Annotated in this window: 14 protein-coding genes; 7 read left to right on the forward strand and 7 right to left on the reverse strand. The window is 42.0% G+C overall.

All coding sequences use genetic code 11. From position 1 onward, the window contains the following. Positions 1 to 68: 68 nt before the first annotated feature. The 5 genes from AC0YN7_RS20935 to AC0YN7_RS20955 all read right to left on the reverse strand — a co-directional run bounded on the left by AC0YN7_RS20935 (position 69) and on the right by AC0YN7_RS20955 (position 6256). Positions 69 to 965: a carbohydrate ABC transporter permease gene (locus AC0YN7_RS20935; RefSeq protein ID WP_475811973.1), complete on the reverse strand. Its 897-nt coding sequence runs from the start codon at positions 963 to 965 to the stop codon at positions 69 to 71. Between the two features lie 13 nt (positions 966 to 978). Then, complete coding sequence (locus AC0YN7_RS20940; protein WP_475811974.1) at positions 979 to 1941, reverse strand: ABC transporter permease; 963 nt, start codon at positions 1939 to 1941, stop codon at positions 979 to 981. 215 nt (positions 1942 to 2156) lie between these two features. After that, complete coding sequence (locus AC0YN7_RS20945) at positions 2157 to 4385, reverse strand: AraC family transcriptional regulator (protein ID WP_475811975.1); 2229 nt, start codon at positions 4383 to 4385, stop codon at positions 2157 to 2159. Between the two features lie 213 nt (positions 4386 to 4598). Continuing rightward, positions 4599 to 5684 (reverse strand): copper resistance D family protein, encoded by a 1086-nt coding sequence (locus tag AC0YN7_RS20950; RefSeq protein WP_475811976.1) that lies wholly within the window; start codon positions 5682 to 5684, stop codon positions 4599 to 4601. After that, on the reverse strand, positions 5681 to 6256 hold the full coding sequence (locus AC0YN7_RS20955; RefSeq protein WP_475811977.1) for a copper resistance CopC family protein: 576 nt from the start codon (positions 6254 to 6256) through the stop codon (positions 5681 to 5683). The genes AC0YN7_RS20950 and AC0YN7_RS20955 overlap by 4 nt, the downstream gene beginning before the upstream one ends. A 261-nt stretch (positions 6257 to 6517) precedes the next feature. Here AC0YN7_RS20955 and AC0YN7_RS20960 point away from each other — a divergent pair, with 261 nt between their 5' ends. Beyond that, a complete protein-coding gene (locus AC0YN7_RS20960; protein WP_475811978.1) occupies positions 6518 to 7858 on the forward strand; it encodes a hemolysin family protein in 1341 nt (446 codons plus the stop codon). A 123-nt stretch (positions 7859 to 7981) separates the two neighbouring features. On the opposite strand, the gene AC0YN7_RS20965 is transcribed toward AC0YN7_RS20960, so the two are convergent. Beyond that, positions 7982 to 8770: a phytanoyl-CoA dioxygenase family protein gene (locus AC0YN7_RS20965; protein ID WP_475811979.1), complete on the reverse strand. Its 789-nt coding sequence runs from the start codon at positions 8768 to 8770 to the stop codon at positions 7982 to 7984. A gap of 125 nt (positions 8771 to 8895) precedes the next feature. Between AC0YN7_RS20965 and AC0YN7_RS20970 the strand changes: the two genes are divergently transcribed. Further along, positions 8896 to 9780 (forward strand): helix-turn-helix domain-containing protein, encoded by an 885-nt coding sequence (locus AC0YN7_RS20970; RefSeq protein WP_475811980.1) that lies wholly within the window; start codon positions 8896 to 8898, stop codon positions 9778 to 9780. Positions 9781 to 9906: 126 nt separating this feature from the next. Here AC0YN7_RS20970 and mnmA read toward each other — a convergent pair whose 3' ends face one another. After that, entirely contained in the window at positions 9907 to 11034 is a 1128-nt protein-coding gene (gene mnmA, locus AC0YN7_RS20975; protein WP_475811981.1) for a tRNA 2-thiouridine(34) synthase MnmA, read from the reverse strand. Between the two features lie 221 nt (positions 11035 to 11255). On the opposite strand from mnmA, the gene cymR reads away from it, so the two are divergent. From cymR to AC0YN7_RS21000, 5 genes are all read left to right on the forward strand, one after another. Further along, on the forward strand, positions 11256 to 11675 hold the full coding sequence (cymR, locus tag AC0YN7_RS20980) for a cysteine metabolism transcriptional regulator CymR (RefSeq protein WP_475811982.1): 420 nt from the start codon (positions 11256 to 11258) through the stop codon (positions 11673 to 11675). Between the two features lie 13 nt (positions 11676 to 11688). Continuing rightward, a complete protein-coding gene (locus tag AC0YN7_RS20985) occupies positions 11689 to 12846 on the forward strand; it encodes a cysteine desulfurase family protein (RefSeq protein WP_475811983.1) in 1158 nt (385 codons plus the stop codon). Between the two features lie 17 nt (positions 12847 to 12863). After that, positions 12864 to 13403 carry a PRC-barrel domain-containing protein gene (locus AC0YN7_RS20990; protein ID WP_475811984.1) on the forward strand — a complete coding sequence of 180 codons (540 nt, stop codon included), beginning with the start codon at positions 12864 to 12866 and terminating at the stop codon, positions 13401 to 13403. Between the two features lie 13 nt (positions 13404 to 13416). Beyond that, positions 13417 to 13614, forward strand: a complete 198-nt coding sequence (locus AC0YN7_RS20995) for a hypothetical protein (protein ID WP_475811985.1) — start codon at positions 13417 to 13419, stop codon at positions 13612 to 13614. 156 nt (positions 13615 to 13770) lie between these two features. Further along, positions 13771 to 14841, forward strand: coding sequence for an AI-2E family transporter (locus AC0YN7_RS21000; protein WP_475811986.1), 1071 nt, complete (start codon positions 13771 to 13773; stop codon positions 14839 to 14841). Positions 14842 to 15138 lie beyond the last annotated feature (297 nt).

Consider the following 15138-nt stretch of genomic DNA (forward strand, 5'->3'; position numbering starts at 1 on the left):
ATGGGACCTGATTATTCCTTTCTAAACCTGCTTCTAACAAACCGCCCCCTCTCAAAAGAATCAGCCTGTCAGCCTTTTAAAGAACCAATAAGAACACCTTTAGTAAAATGCTTCTGAACAAAAGGATATATAATCAGCATCGGAAGACTTGCAGCCACAATCAGCGCATATTTCAGCATTTCCTCGAACCCAACATCACGCGCTTTTGCCGCATTGCTTGCCATCATTTCTGGATCTACTGAATTGAGAATCAATATATTCCGCAGCACATATTGCAGCGGGAACAGCTTCTCCGAACGTAAGTAGATCAAGGCGTCGAAGTAAGCATTCCAGTGGCCCACTGAGTACATTAAGGCCATAACAGCGATGATGGGCTTGGATAATGGGAGGACCACACTCCACAGAAACCTTGAATCCCGGCAGCCATCCATTTCAGCTGCATCATTCAGCTCTTCAGGAATCGAAGTTTGGAAGAATGTTCTCGCAACGATAACCTGGAACACAGAAAGAGCTCCTGGCAGCCACATCGCCCAGCGGGTATTAAGGAGATCAAGGTCCTTCACCAGCAAATAAGTAGGAATTAATCCGCCATCAAAAAACATGGTCACCATCAGAATGATCATGAAAAGATTCCGACCATAAAACGTTTTTTTGGCAAGCGGATAAGCGAGCAAAATGGTCATAACGACATTAATAAATGTTCCAACAACTGTATAATAAAGCGAGTTAATATATCCGTACATGATCTGAGTACTTTGTAAAATGGCTGCATATGCTTTGAACGTAATATCCACGGGAAACAGCCAAACCTCCCCAGCTAGTACAGCTCTGGAAGAGCTTAGCGATGAGCTAAGAATGTATAACAGTGGAAACAAAACGATGAGAGTAATGATGATGATTAAAGTATAAATGCAACAAAGTAGTATTTTATCTCCAAACGATTCTTTTATGGCGTGTTTACGCATGATTTTCCTCCTCCTACCATAGGCTCGTTTGTGAAACTTTACGGGCGAAATTATTTATTGTTAATAGAAGAATGAGGTTGATAACAGAGTTAAACAATCCTACCGCTGCTGAGAAGCTGAAATTTGTTCCTATCAAACCAACCTTATACACATAAGTGGAAATAACTTCAGATGTGCTTATGTTCAACGGATTCTGCATCAGAAATATTTTCTCAAAACCAACACCCATCACACTGCCCAAATTTAAGATTAATAGGATGACTGTAACCGGTATAAGACTTGGAATATCAATGTGAATGATCTTCTGGAAACGAGAGGCGCCATCAACTCTTGCAGCTTCGTATAAATCCGTGTTCACACCAGCCAATGCTGCAATATAGATGATCGCGGAATACCCCATCGACTGCCATATGCCTGACCACACATAGATGGATTTGAAATATTCAGGAACCCCCATAAAATTGGGCGACATCACTCCGAACATCGTAGCCATGCGATCCACTATACCCACATGAGGTGTCAGCATTAAGATGATAATCGAAACCATAACTACCGTAGATATAAAATGGGGGGCGTAAGTAATTAACTGTACTGATTTCTTGAACGAACCATTGCGCATTTCATTTAAAGCCAAAGCGAAGATGATAGGAATTGGAAAACCGGCGATTAGGGAATACAAGCTGATACCTATCGTGTTCTTAATTAATATCCAGAAGTTTGGTGAGTTGAAAAATGCCTCAAAATGTTTGAACCCTATCCAAGGACTTCCCCAAATTCCCTTAATGATATTAAAGTCTTTAAAAGCAATCTGGACGCCCAACATGGGTATGTACTTAAAAATAATGATGTACAACATAGGCAGTAAAATTAGCAGGTACAGCTCCCAATGCTTTTTAATTTTATCGATGGCAGTTTTTCTTCTGACGGTCTGCGCTCCGGACACTCCTGTAAGTTTGGTTAGTTGGGAACTGTTCATGAACACTACTCCTTTCGCTTGGTTATCGTGTGCTGGTGTACAAACTCAATATATATGCTTCGTTTAAGCAGTGGCAATTCGTAATATTCATCTTTGTTATCGTTTTTCTAATGACTTTGGGGCACGGGAAATTCCTCTATAAAATAGACAAAGCACCGCATAAATCGCGGTGCCATTAGGAATTCATATATCTATTTTCGCCTTGTTAATCATTTTCAACTGATCATTTTCCGATAGTCACTTGGTGAAGTACCGACAACATTTTTAAATACTCTGTTAAATGAAATGTAACTCGGATAGCCAACTTCCCGGGAAATATCCTGAATCGGAAGGTTTGTCTCCTTAAGCATAAATTTCGCCTGATTAATTCGCAGACCTATAAGGAAATCGACGAATTTAATACCGAGTTCTTCTTTAAACAATTTGCTTAAATATTTGGGACTAATATCAAACCTGTCACTTAAGTAATCCAATGACAAATTACAATCATAATAATTTCCCTCAATATATTCTCTGATGTTGTGAATTAATTTACTGTATTGTTTTGATTTGTGAATCGTTTGAATATGCTCGAACAAACCTAATAACACCAAATGAATATCTTCTTCCAACTGTTTCATCGTATCCCAATCGGAGAGAGTAGCATTCATTCTGGGTAAGGCATGCTCTTCCCAATAGAACTGAATCTCTCTAGAAGACTCAATCATTACTCTACCTAAATGATCGCAAAGAAAATGGATGATTGATATTATATTACTTCTTGGGAGTAGCGCATCTTCTATGGTTGTAAACATTTTGCGATAATCCTGCTGCCATTCCGGTATGCCTACACGGAACCGGTCCATTAGTGAATCGATTGCCTTGAAGTGGATAAATAGCTCCTTTTTATCTGCCATCTTATTGTTCCACAGAATCAGCTGATTCGTTCCTAGAATCGGCTTATACTCTAACGCGCTTTGGGCGGCCGCATAAGAATACTTTAACTGTCCAATATCAAAGGTATGATGTCCTAATCCGACGGTAATCGTTAGATCCAAGTGAGCGCAAATCCATTCTCTATATTGTTCCAATATTATTCGGATATCAAGAAGTTCTACCTGCTCTGCACTCTGAAATAAAATTCCGACCATTCGGTTGTTATCCGTCCATTCCGTCCATGACCAGACTGAGGTGCCCGAAGTTACTTCACTCAGAACGGTTGATAACATATACTTGAGCAGCATCTGATCCTTCGGATTGTACTTCCTACAGAACGCAGCGTAATGATCGATTTCTATAATATGAACATAAGCCTCGTTAAAGGAATCCGGCATTCTCAGCTTGCCCATTTCAGATTTCCATTCCTCTTGATTAATTTGCCTTTTACCTTTTAATAGTTCGAGGAAAAAATATTTTTTGTGTAAAATCATATCTTCGTTATGCTGAACTTGAAACTGTTTTGTTTGTGCCATCATCATTTCAAGCGATGTGAGAATATACCCGAACTCACTGTTTGTATCTTTGCCTGCTCCAGGCTTCTGTGAAGTAAACGATTCAATTAAATATACAATTTGCTTAATAGGTTTGTAGTTTTTCCTTGTTATGTATACGACCCATGCGAAGCCGAATAGGACAAGCACTACCGAAAACATAACCCACACGTTATAGATATTGAGCACCCAACCAACCGCATCTCCGTTCTTTAAGCCGCTTTCAACTTTCCAGCCAGTATAGTCTGAGGTATACGAAACAAAAACATTATTGCTCTTCTGGTCATTTTGATTGTCATCCGGTTTGCTGAATAAATTATTACCTTGAAGATCAAACAAATGAATGTAACTGATTTTTGAATTGTATGTTTGCTCGATGGTGGATTGGATGTACTTCACGTTTACATTGACGACAATCATCCCTGAAGGATTGGAAGTAGAATAGGGGACTGTTTTAACTAAAGTGACCACTTCATTCTCATCTTTTGGAAAGGGTGTAAATTTGCGAAGTCCTGTCCAATTTTCACTTCGCTTTGACACCGCTTTCATATTGTCTTGAATAAATTTCGAATCAGGATAAGTTTGGATGGTGCTAAACATGGCGTCACTTAATACGATCTCGTCCTTATATCGTACATAATAGATAGAGTCGATCATCGGATACTCAAATTTCAGATCATCCATCATTTTGATAGCTCGGATATTCGCATACACATTTTGAGAAGAACCAGCAACAAAAAAACGATTCATTTCGGTATCTGTTAAAATTTTACGAAGTACGGTATGCTCAATATTCTTTAATGTATTATCGACATATTGCAGTGCCTGATTGGCGACAAACTCGTTTGCTTGAGCCGCCTGCTTCCGATTTGTCTCGTTTAGCGCCCCGAAAAATAATATAAATAGAATTGTCGTTACAATAAAAAATACTGGTAAATAAGATAAGAGCATACGGTAAAACCATGATTTATTCAATTTCAACCCCCGTTATGTAGCGATTACTTTCAATCATTATAGCTCCAATTGTTTTAACTGGAAAGTAATTCATAATGTGAGGTTAAATTGTATTTATCGTGAATCAGCTTCATGAATTGTTTTCTCAAGGATGAGATTAACTGAGTATTAGTGAAAAGGCCAACGAGGAGGGACAGCTGGTTGGCCTTTTCACTATAAGTGCGCTAATCCGATTTATGCAATGGAGAACATGAGCCCGAAATAACCAAAGACGGCAGTAAGAATTCCCATGATAAAGGCTGGAATTAGTCGATTCGTTCGATACATCCAAATGATACCGGCAGCCATTAGCGCGGAAGCGGCAAACATTAGAAAACTCTCCAAATGCAAAGTGAATTGAAGGTTAATATCAGGACTGAAACTGCCTTTATATAGAGATGTGAATAATGGTGAAGGGGATTCACTTTGAAGCGTCTCCCTGACTTTATGCGGCGGTGATTGTTGACCGAGCACCGCTGTTGCTCCCAGGACGAGCATCGCAATTATACTTTCAGCCTTCAGCCAACGCTTTGGATTAAAGGACGGATCGGTCTTTGATATTTTCTTATAGCTAAAGCCATTTGTATAAGCAAACAGCAGCAACGGTAGGATGAGCAAATGCTTAATAAGCAGCATCTGGCCATATGGCAGCATCCATGCGTTCACATACTCAGGAGTAGTGAATGACATGAGCACAAGTCCAGCAAAAAGCGTAACTAAGACCGAAACAATAGCAACGGGTGAAAACCAGCGTAAAAAGGCTGACCAATTCGCGTTATCCTTAGAAAACCAGCTAGTGACAAATAGGATTCCAATCCAGACACTAAACGCGAGGAAGTGCGCGGAATGTGCTATTAATCCTCTGAAGCCGTATAACGAAGAAGCGTGCCCGGCGTATCCAAGCCATACGATAAGTAAAAAAGTTACGAACAGCGCAACCTTTGGCATATGTTTATCATTTTGAAATGATTTTAATCCAAGCACTAGAGCGAGGCCTATGGATCCAAGCGTCGTCCATAACCAAGCTTTACCGGTGTTGATGTCAAGGATAATGCTTTTAAGAATTGAACCATAGGACATGTCGAAATCCTGCGCAAACAAAATCGCTAGATTGTGTATAGGTATATACGACAAAATCGGAATCGCAATAGCGATTCCGAGCAGTAAGCCATTTGGGACATGTATGTCGGGCCTTTTGCTTGCCGGTACTAGTTTGAGCAGCAAAGCTCCAGTCATTATAGCAAAGCAAATATAAAGCAACCCTTCACTTACAAAGGTCATTTTTTCTGCCTCCGCGAGAGCAGTATAACTGCAGCCCCGATAATAATTACTCCGATTATAATCGCTGCCGTATAATTCGTGCTGGAATTATTACTATCGTTATTTTCGACTGGCGTAGGTGCTGGTGTCGATTCAAGTGGGTTTGCTGTTTCAACAGGATTTGCCGTTGCAGTTGGATCGGTCGATTCGCTAGGGGCTGTTGAAGGCTCCTCAGAAGTTACAGGAGCGTCTACGCTAAAGGAATAGTCGCCTTCAACAGAATGTCCGTCAGCTCCAATAATGACCCATTTTACCGTGTAGATCCCGTTGGTCAATTTCTCGGTGACAGCTCCACTCATTGTCGAGCCATCAACTTTTGCTTTATCGGTCGCCATTTGTTCACCAGCAGCGTTGAAAAGCTTGAAATTACTAAGCTTTTCTATCTTTGTATTAAAGGTTAAATCAATAAGCTCTGGTGATGTTGTAACGGCCGCGTCCTGAGCAGGGACCGCTATTTCTAACTTAGAGTGAGCCATAGCCACGTTGGGTAAGAGCCATAGAGCAGCTAAGAAGATAAGTAATATTCTTTTCATTATGAAGCCTCCTAAACAATTTTAAGCAAAAACTCATTTTGAAAGTAGTCGCTTTAAGGTTACAGCATGAATTATAACAGATACCAGAGCGCGATACCTTAGAATAAAGTGAGCTTTTGGTAGCGGCTTTATGAACATTTAATGACAAACAGCGTATAAAGTCCAGCCTAGTGTGAATAAACATTAGTAATAGTCTTTTCCCAAAGGAGGTGCACCTGTCATTGCACGAGAAGCTATGCAAATGCGATTGACAGGGAATCGTTGGAAGATCCTTTACCGCTAAGTTTGTCATTAGCTCTTATTTTGTTTCTCACAGGTATGAATGGTTTTTTTGTAGCGTCAGAATTTGCAATGGTTAAGGTAAGAGGAAGCAGAATCGAAAGGCTGGTTGCCGAAGGACATGTGCGAGCGAAGCTGGCGTCTCATCTGACTAGCAATCTGGATGCATATTTGTCTGCATGTCAATTAGGCATTACAATTGCTTCACTTGGTCTTGGATGGATCGGTGGGCCTGTTTTAGCTGCGATGCTTGGGCCCTTACTTGTAATGCTAGGATTCGATAATCAGACCTTCATACACACTGTATCCTACGTCCTTGCTTTCATCTTTATTGTCGGACTTCACATAATAATAGGAGAATTGGCCCCCAAAACCATAGCGATCCATAAATCAGAATCGATTACAATGCTGACGGCAGGACCGATCATATTTTTTTATAAATTGATGCATCCCTTCATTTGGGTGCTGAATGCTACAGCGAATCAGCTGTTGAAAATGATTGGCATTGAACCGGATACGTTAAAAAATTCGGCGCATACGGAAGAAGAAATAAGAATACTGATGAAGGAAAGCCATAAGAGCGGTCTTATCGATAATACGGAGCTTACCTTAATGGATAATATTTTCGATTTCTCCGATACCAACGCGCGAGAAATTATGATTCCTCGAACGGAAATGATTTGTTTAAATTTAACCCTTTCACTAGAGGACAATAAAAAGATAGCATTAGAGCAATTACTAACCCGTTATCCCGTATGTGAGAATGACAAGGATAATATAGTTGGATTTGTTCATATTAAAGATTTACTGAAGGATACAGCGCATAACCTGCATGATATTAAGCAAATTACGAGACCGATTACAACAGTGCCGGAGTCAATGCGGATTAGTACGCTCCTAAAACTTATGCAGAAGAGGAAATCCCAAATAGCCATTTTAATTGATGAGTACGGAGGAACATCGGGACTAGTGACGCTTGAGGACATCATGGAGGAAATTGTAGGAGAAATTCAAGATGAGTTCGATGAGGAACGTGAACAGTTAGAAAAAAGGGACGACGAATCCTATTCGATAAGCGGACTTATGCTGATTGAAGAAGTAAATAGTTTTTTTGGACTCGATATTGATACAGATGATTACGATACTATTGGAGGCTGGATCTATTCAAGGATTGAAATTCCTCCCAATGCAAATCAGCGCGTCGATTATTCTGAGCAATTCGAGTTTATCATAGAAGAAACTGATCATTTGAGAATAACGCGTATTATTGTCCGAAGGCTGGGTGAAGCAAAAAGAGGCGATGATGAGCTTAAGCTCGGGTAAGTGATAATTTTAAAAACCAATTAATCAATCAGAAAGCCAAAACAGCTGTGCAGGTATAGTGTTCCTGCATGGCTGTTTTGGCTTCGTTGTCCTCATTTTTCCTTTGGAGACGGTGACAGCTGTTTACGCTTGCTTGTCGTTTATAATCTCAAAATTAGGCTTTACATTGTTGAAATCAGGATTCTCCCCGCTAACCATTAAACCCATGCCCCAATCGAAGTGGACATTAGCGGTCGGAATATCCGACGCGTCACGGTATTGAAACAGAATGTTTCGGCGTGTTCTTTCGCTGCGATTCACGTCTGAGCCGTGAATGGTCAAATAGTTGAAGAACAGCACGTCCCCGGCTTTAGCTGGGCAAAGGGTTCCAGAAGAAATCGGATGCTCCTTATGATTAAGGAAGTGCTGACCGACATGCGGTATAGCGCCTTGCTTATGCGATCCGGGAATAACACGCAGACATCCATTCTCCGTGTCGGCATCATCCAAGTGTACGCTTGCGGCAAGCATCGAATGATCACGGTGCGGGAAATACGGGTAATCCTGATGCATTGGAAATGCTGCACCTACCGCCGGAGGTTTCACCAGCATTTTGGAATGATGAAGCTGAACGTTAGGGCCTATGATGCCATTTAACACAGCAGTCATTTTAGGATGAATAACGGCACGCATGAAAGCGGCATCATGATAATGTACATCATGGAAGCCTTTAAGCACCAGCTTCTTGAGCTGCTCTGGAGGTAAGAAGTCTCCTTGCCAAGCGGCGTTATGATCCGCTTTCGCTTGAGCCGCTCTTCGAATAATTTTCTCGGTTGCTTCTCTCATCTCGTCTATTTCTTCTTGATTGAAAACTCCCCTTACTAACAAATACCCTTCATCTTTGTAAAATTGTACATCCTTTTCATTTATCATGTTCAATCTCCTTCTCGCTTTTTTGCTTTAAATATGATTTCATTATAGATGGGGTGTAGATAAATAGTATTTGCATACTCATGACATCTTTTTGTAATATTACGCCAAAGGGGTTATGTTCACTTATGTACCACTGGACGAAAAGCGATGAACGGCTAAACCGCTATGCAGGGCTGCTGAAAGGGGAAGGTCTCACATTTCTTATCTATTACTGGGGTGCTGTCGAGCATCTGGTCGCAAACGAGGTGCATAAACATTCTTTTTATGAAATTTGCTTCGTGAACGGCGGTACTGGTGTTTACTCAGAAGGAGACACGGTCTATCCTTTATATAAGGGTGTTGCATTCTGTTCACGACCAAACATTTATCATCAGATCAGTGATGTAGACGGTCTGGATCTATTATACGTAGCATTCGAGCCGGATGAAAAGCAGTCAACGCAAGAGGCTTTCATGCCCTACTTGGAATCACTTAGTCAAGGGCCTATTTGGTTAGAAGATACAAATGATTGGCCTACCATTCAAATATGGAAATCTTTGCTCGTTCCCACTGAAATGGGCAGGGCTTTGCCAGTATCGCAACTGCCTCGACTCGCTTATGAGCTAATTGCTTCGTTCCCGTCTTTATTTGGTACGCTGCAAAGTTCAAAGCATACACCGATTTCATCGAATACAGCAGTCCTAATTAACAGAGCAAAGCTTTATATTCGCGATAATTTAGACCGGAACTTGTCGTTGCCTGAAATCGCGCGCTACTTAAACATATCTGAGCGTCATCTATCCAGAATGTTTGCTAGCAGCATCCATGAGTCTTTCTCTTCTTTAGTCCGCACCGAACGGATCCGCGCCGCTGAACAATTGCTTACGTATACACAGTATCCGATTAAGGAGATCGCCGAGCGAACCGGATTTTCGTCCATTCACTATTTTACCCGGTCGTTTGCTCAGATAAAGGGAATTCCTCCTGCCGCTTTCCGCGAGGCAAGCAGGAGAAGTGCTGAAGTCGATTAAACGCGGCTGGGGGCTTATTTGACATAGAGTATTTTCGAATGAAGAGGTTATCTAAATAATAAAGCTGTCCAACTGCAGAGATCTATACGCAGTTGGACAGCTTTTTTGGTCTATCCTTTATTTTGTTTACTTTGCGACAAAGGAGTCAGCATCGATTTTGTGAACCGTATCGATAGTTCCACCGCCTAGACATACTTCGCCGTCGTAGAGAACGACTGCTTGTCCAGGCGTAATAGCTTTCTGTGGACTATCAAATACGATATACGCTGATCCATCTGCTTGCATCGTTACCGTTACGCCTTGATCCTGCTGACGGTACCTGAATTTTGCGGTGCAGCGGATTGGAAGCTCATGTGCGGTAGGGACGATCCAATTCATACCGCTGGCTGTTAAGCTGGATGAATAGAGGCTAGGATGCTGTTCTCCTTGCACGACATACAAAATGTTTTGCTCCAAATCTTTATCTGTAACAAACCATGGCTCACCTGATCCCGAGCCGCCAATGCCAAGTCCTTGACGTTGACCAAGCGTGTAATACATTAAGCCGTCATGACGGCCTTTCTTCTCGCCAGTGCGAATGTCAATCATGTCGCCTTGCTGTGCAGGTAAATATCCGCTAAGGAAGGTTTTGAAATTCCGTTCTCCAATGAAGCAGACCCCGGTACTATCCTTTTTCTTAGCCGTATATAAGCCAGCTTCTTCAGCGATACGGCGAACCTCAGGCTTGGGCAAATGTCCGATTGGGAACATCGCTTTCTCCAGCTGCTGTTGATTCAGAGCACTTAGAAAATAAGTCTGATCCTTGTTAGAATCAATGCCTCGCAGAAGCTTGGTTACGCCTTCCTCCGAGCGTTCTACCCTCGCATAATGTCCAGTTGCTAAATAGTCTGCCCCTAGCTCTATAGCACGCTGCAAAAACTCACCGAACTTAATTTCTCGATTGCACATCACGTCTGGATTGGGAGTACGTCCGCGTTTATACTCATCAAGAAAATAAGTGAATACCTTATCAAAGTATTGTCGTTCAAAATTTACGGTATAATAAGGGATGCCGATCTGCTCACATACGCGGCGGACGTCTTCTGAATCCTCTTCCGCAGTGCAATGACCAAATTCATCAGTGTCATCCCAGTTTTTCATAAAAATACCGACAACGTCATAGCCTTGCTCCTTAAGCAACAGGGCGGTTACAGAAGAATCGACCCCGCCTGACATTCCGACAATGACTCTTGTCGAAGCTTTTGGTTTATCCATATTAAACACCACCTTGTTCAATCAAACATCTATTTATTGTAGCATAGTCACAATTTTTTTTCATGAAGTGGACAAGCTTTTCCACACGATACTCGTCGGATATGTTAACATATAAGTGATATGGGAATACAGTGATTTAATGTGACATTTGATAGGTAAGCACATTTGTATGTGAAAACTTATAAATTGTTACCTATAAACAAATAGAGAGAGGTGCAACCTTGAAAATATCAACTAAAGGCCGTTATGGCTTAACCATTATGATGGAGCTTGCAGTTAAGTTTGGCGAAGGCCCGACTTCACTCAAGAGTATTGCGGAACGTAATCAGCTTTCTGAGCATTATTTGGAGCAATTAGTAGCACCATTGCGAAATGCTGGCTTAGTAAAAAGTGTCCGAGGAGCTTATGGCGGATACATCTTGTCAAAGGATCCCGAAACGATAACTTCAGGAGACATTATTCGTATTCTTGAGGGGCCGATCTCGCCAGTTGATTTTACAGAGGAAGATGATCCTGCAAAACGTCAATTATGGCTAAAAATTCGCGACAGCATCGCAGAGGTGCTTGATTCAACTACACTAGCTGATTTGATATCGTTCGAGGACGAAGGAAAACCTGATAGCTACATGTTCTACATTTAAAGGAAGCTGACTAATGAAAACCTATTACTTCGATCATGCCGCAACAACACCAATGCATCAAGACGTAGCAAAAGCAATGCTGGAGCATATGCAAGGGCCAGGCGGCAATTCATCCAGTATGCATGTATACGGTCGCGCCGCTAAGCAGCAGCTTAGTCGTTCGCGCGATCGTATTTCTGCTGCATTAAATTGTAAATCTACTGAATTGCTATTTACATCCGGAGGTACAGAGAGCGATAATGCCGCATTAATCGGAGCGGCTCGCGCTCAGCGTAAAGCAGGAAGAAATCATATCATTACATCGGCGGGTGAACACCATGCTGTTCTGCATACCTGTGAATGGTTAAGCAAGGAAGAAGGCTTCGATCTTACAATACTGTCGCTTGATAACCTCGGACGAAATACCGCTGAACAAGTCAAAGCGGCTATGACGCCGGAAACGGGTCTCGTAAGCATCATGCACGGCAATAACGAGATCGGTACCTTGCAGCCAATCGAGGAGATTGGCACTGTAGTGAAAGCGGGCGGTGCTTTGTTCCATGTTGATGCGGTACAAACGCTTGGATGGGTTAACTACAATCTAAATGAGCTGCCTGTTGACTTGATGAGCTTCTCCGCGCATAAAATTAATGGGCCGCAAGGTGTAGGAGCCCTTTATATAGCTAACGGAACGTCATTTGAAGCTATTTCACATGGGGGCTCGCAGGAAAGAAAACGTCGCGCTGGCACAGAAAACGTGGCAGGGATTATCGGATTCGCCAAAGCAGTTGACATTTGTGTGAACGAACGAGAAAATAAGAAACCTTTTATGGACAAGCTTCGTAATAGATGGGTAGACTTATTGAGAGAGAAGATCCAAGAAATACCTATTGTAGTCAACGGCGATGAAGAACATCATTTGCCTCATATCGTAAACATTAGCTTTATTGGCGTTGATACAGAGACGATGCTAATGAACCTTGATATGGAAGGTATTGCGGCTGCAAGCGGTTCTGCGTGCACCTCGGGCGCACTTGAGAGATCACATGTACTACGCGCGATGAACATATCGCAGGAACAATTACAATCTGCTGTAAGATTTAGCTTCGGTTTGGGGAATACTTTGGAGGAATTAGAAGATGCCGCATGTATAGTTGCGAAGATCGTGAGGCGTATTCGTAATAACTACTAGGAGGACTCCGCCTAAGCGTGATTAAACTTCAACAGCTTATTGGACTTCCCGTTATCGTTATCCATTCCGGCAAACATGTCGGAACCGTCAAGGATGCCTGGTTCGATGAGCATTGGCAGCTTAAAGGACTTATACTCGATGATGCAAAGTGGTTCGCATCATCTGTGAAAGTTGTAGGATGGTCTGACGTATTGACATGCGGCGAAGATGTGGTGATTATATCCAATGATGAAGAAGCATTGATTCGGATGAAAACGAAGAAATTGCTGCGTTCTTTCTACACAGGTCTTGTAAAATTAAAGGATGTGCCCGTCGTAACCGTTCAAGGATTACAACTTGGACGCGTATCGGATGTTTATTTTCATCCATTTCAGGGTACACAGATAGTAGGCTATGAGCTTACGGACGGTTTTATTTCGGATCTGATGGAAGGACGTAAATGGTTAAAGGCGCCTATTGATCCAGATTCCGTGTTACTCGGGGAAGACGCGATCATTGTTCCTGCTGTCAGTGAAGCGGAATTGGAGCCTGTCGCAGCTTCCAATTTCAAAAAGTAGGGAGAAATGAAAGATGATGAGATGTCCGAATTGTAATTCGAAAGATATCGGTAAGATTGGTTCCCATCAGTTTTACTGCTGGGGCTGCTTCATAGAGCTGACGGTTAACGGCGACAAAATGTCGGTCTACCAAGTGGAAGAGGATGGCACGTTAAGCTCGTTGGACGACTTGTTCTTTGAAGATGAAATGCCGGAAATTCACGTTAACTAATCAACCGAATACTAAATATAAAAAATCGAAAGACGGTCAATGGCCGTCTTTTTTTTGCTATATAAGGATGAATGGAGACGCTTGTACATATACTGAACTAGGACCAGCTATAGCTTTCGGGTCGGATGGGGATATGACAATGCGGGGGTGAGGACGGTGGAGCGCTTTACAAACAACCGTCTGTTTGTATGGTTGGTATATATTATTTTAGGTTTAGTCGCAATTTACTTTTGCTTGCTCATCAAACCGCTTATCGTAAATGTTTATGTGTTTCTGAAGGCGGTATTAGCACCATTTCTCATAGCGATGATCATTTCATATGTATTAAATCCAATCGTGACAATGCTGCATGAAAGGAAGGTGCCGCGAACGATTGCGGTGCTGCTTATTTATGCTGTTTTTTGCGCAGCTATTACCGTGATTCTCATTAATTTGATTCCAATGTTCATAAATCAAGTACAGGAATTAAACCATCATGTGCCTGAGCTGTCGATACGCGCTCAAAATTTGGTCACGGATATAAACAATACATCGTTCTTGCCTGACAGCATACGGGGCGGAATGAATAAAGCGTTGATGAGTATGGAGAAGAAGCTGTCAGAGACGTTGTTTAGCTTTGTAAACAATATCGGCTCAATGCTGAATGCGGTGTTTATAACATTTATCATTCCGTTTCTCGCCTTCTACATATTAAAGGACTTTGATGTGTTCGAGCGAACGGTCATCACTTATGTACCGAAGTCCCATCGCAAAAATACGGTTAGGCTGTTAAAGGATATTGATTCGGCGCTCGGCAGTTACATCCGGGGGCAATTTCTCGTCTGTATTATCGTTGGCATTTTGGCCTATTTTGGCTACTTGTTAATTGGAATGCCCTATGCTTTACTGCTAGCCAGTATTGTAGCAATAACAAATGTAATTCCTTATTTAGGCCCGTTTTTTGGAGCGGCGCCTGCCTTGCTAATGGCATCCACTGTATCGATCAAAATGGTTCTGTTTGTTGCGATTATCAATACAGCGTGTCAAATCCTTGAAGGGAATGTTATTTCTCCACAGGTCGTTGGACGTACGCTTCATATGCATCCATTATCGATCATTTTTGCTTTGCTAGTAGGCGGTCAAATTGCAGGTATTGTCGGGATGATATTAGCTGTTCCGATATTTGCAGTTTGCAAAGTGATCGTACAGCATATGTTTGCTTATTATGTGAGAAGAAAGATTATTTGACAGGTGCTGCGGCTGTAGCTATAATTTTAGCATAATGCTGTAGCATAGTTAAAACGTTGACGAAATGAAGTAAGCCAATGCCCGTTAGCCAGAGAGAGAGCTTCTTCGCTAGTGCTCCATTGTGAGTAACAAGCGTCGGTTGAGAGAGCTTTTATGACGAAGAGTGGCCGAAAGCTCTTTTCGGAGTGTGAATGAACTTCGCCGGGTGGACCCGTTATTGTCCAATGAAGGCGATTGCGTGCTTTAACAATGGCGCAATAACCAGGGTGGTACCGCGAATTTATTCGTCCCTGTCTA

Source organism: Paenibacillus sp. J31R122, assembly GCF_056269185.1.

Coding starts and splice junctions, on each gene's coding strand:
- AC0YN7_RS20935 (WP_475811973.1), bottom strand. CDS start 965: ATGCGTAAACACGCCATAAAAGAATCGTTTGGAGATAAAATACTACTT.
- AC0YN7_RS20995 (WP_475811985.1), top strand. CDS start 13,417: ATGATGAGATGTCCGAATTGTAATTCGAAAGATATCGGTAAGATTGGT.
- AC0YN7_RS20970 (WP_475811980.1), top strand. CDS start 8,896: ATGTACCACTGGACGAAAAGCGATGAACGGCTAAACCGCTATGCAGGG.
- mnmA (WP_475811981.1), bottom strand. CDS start 11,034: ATGGATAAACCAAAAGCTTCGACAAGAGTCATTGTCGGAATGTCAGGC.
- AC0YN7_RS20965 (WP_475811979.1), bottom strand. CDS start 8,770: ATGATAAATGAAAAGGATGTACAATTTTACAAAGATGAAGGGTATTTG.
- AC0YN7_RS20955 (WP_475811977.1), bottom strand. CDS start 6,256: ATGAAAAGAATATTACTTATCTTCTTAGCTGCTCTATGGCTCTTACCC.
- AC0YN7_RS20950 (WP_475811976.1), bottom strand. CDS start 5,684: ATGACCTTTGTAAGTGAAGGGTTGCTTTATATTTGCTTTGCTATAATG.
- AC0YN7_RS20940 (WP_475811974.1), bottom strand. CDS start 1,941: ATGAACAGTTCCCAACTAACCAAACTTACAGGAGTGTCCGGAGCGCAG.
- AC0YN7_RS20985 (WP_475811983.1), top strand. CDS start 11,689: ATGAAAACCTATTACTTCGATCATGCCGCAACAACACCAATGCATCAA.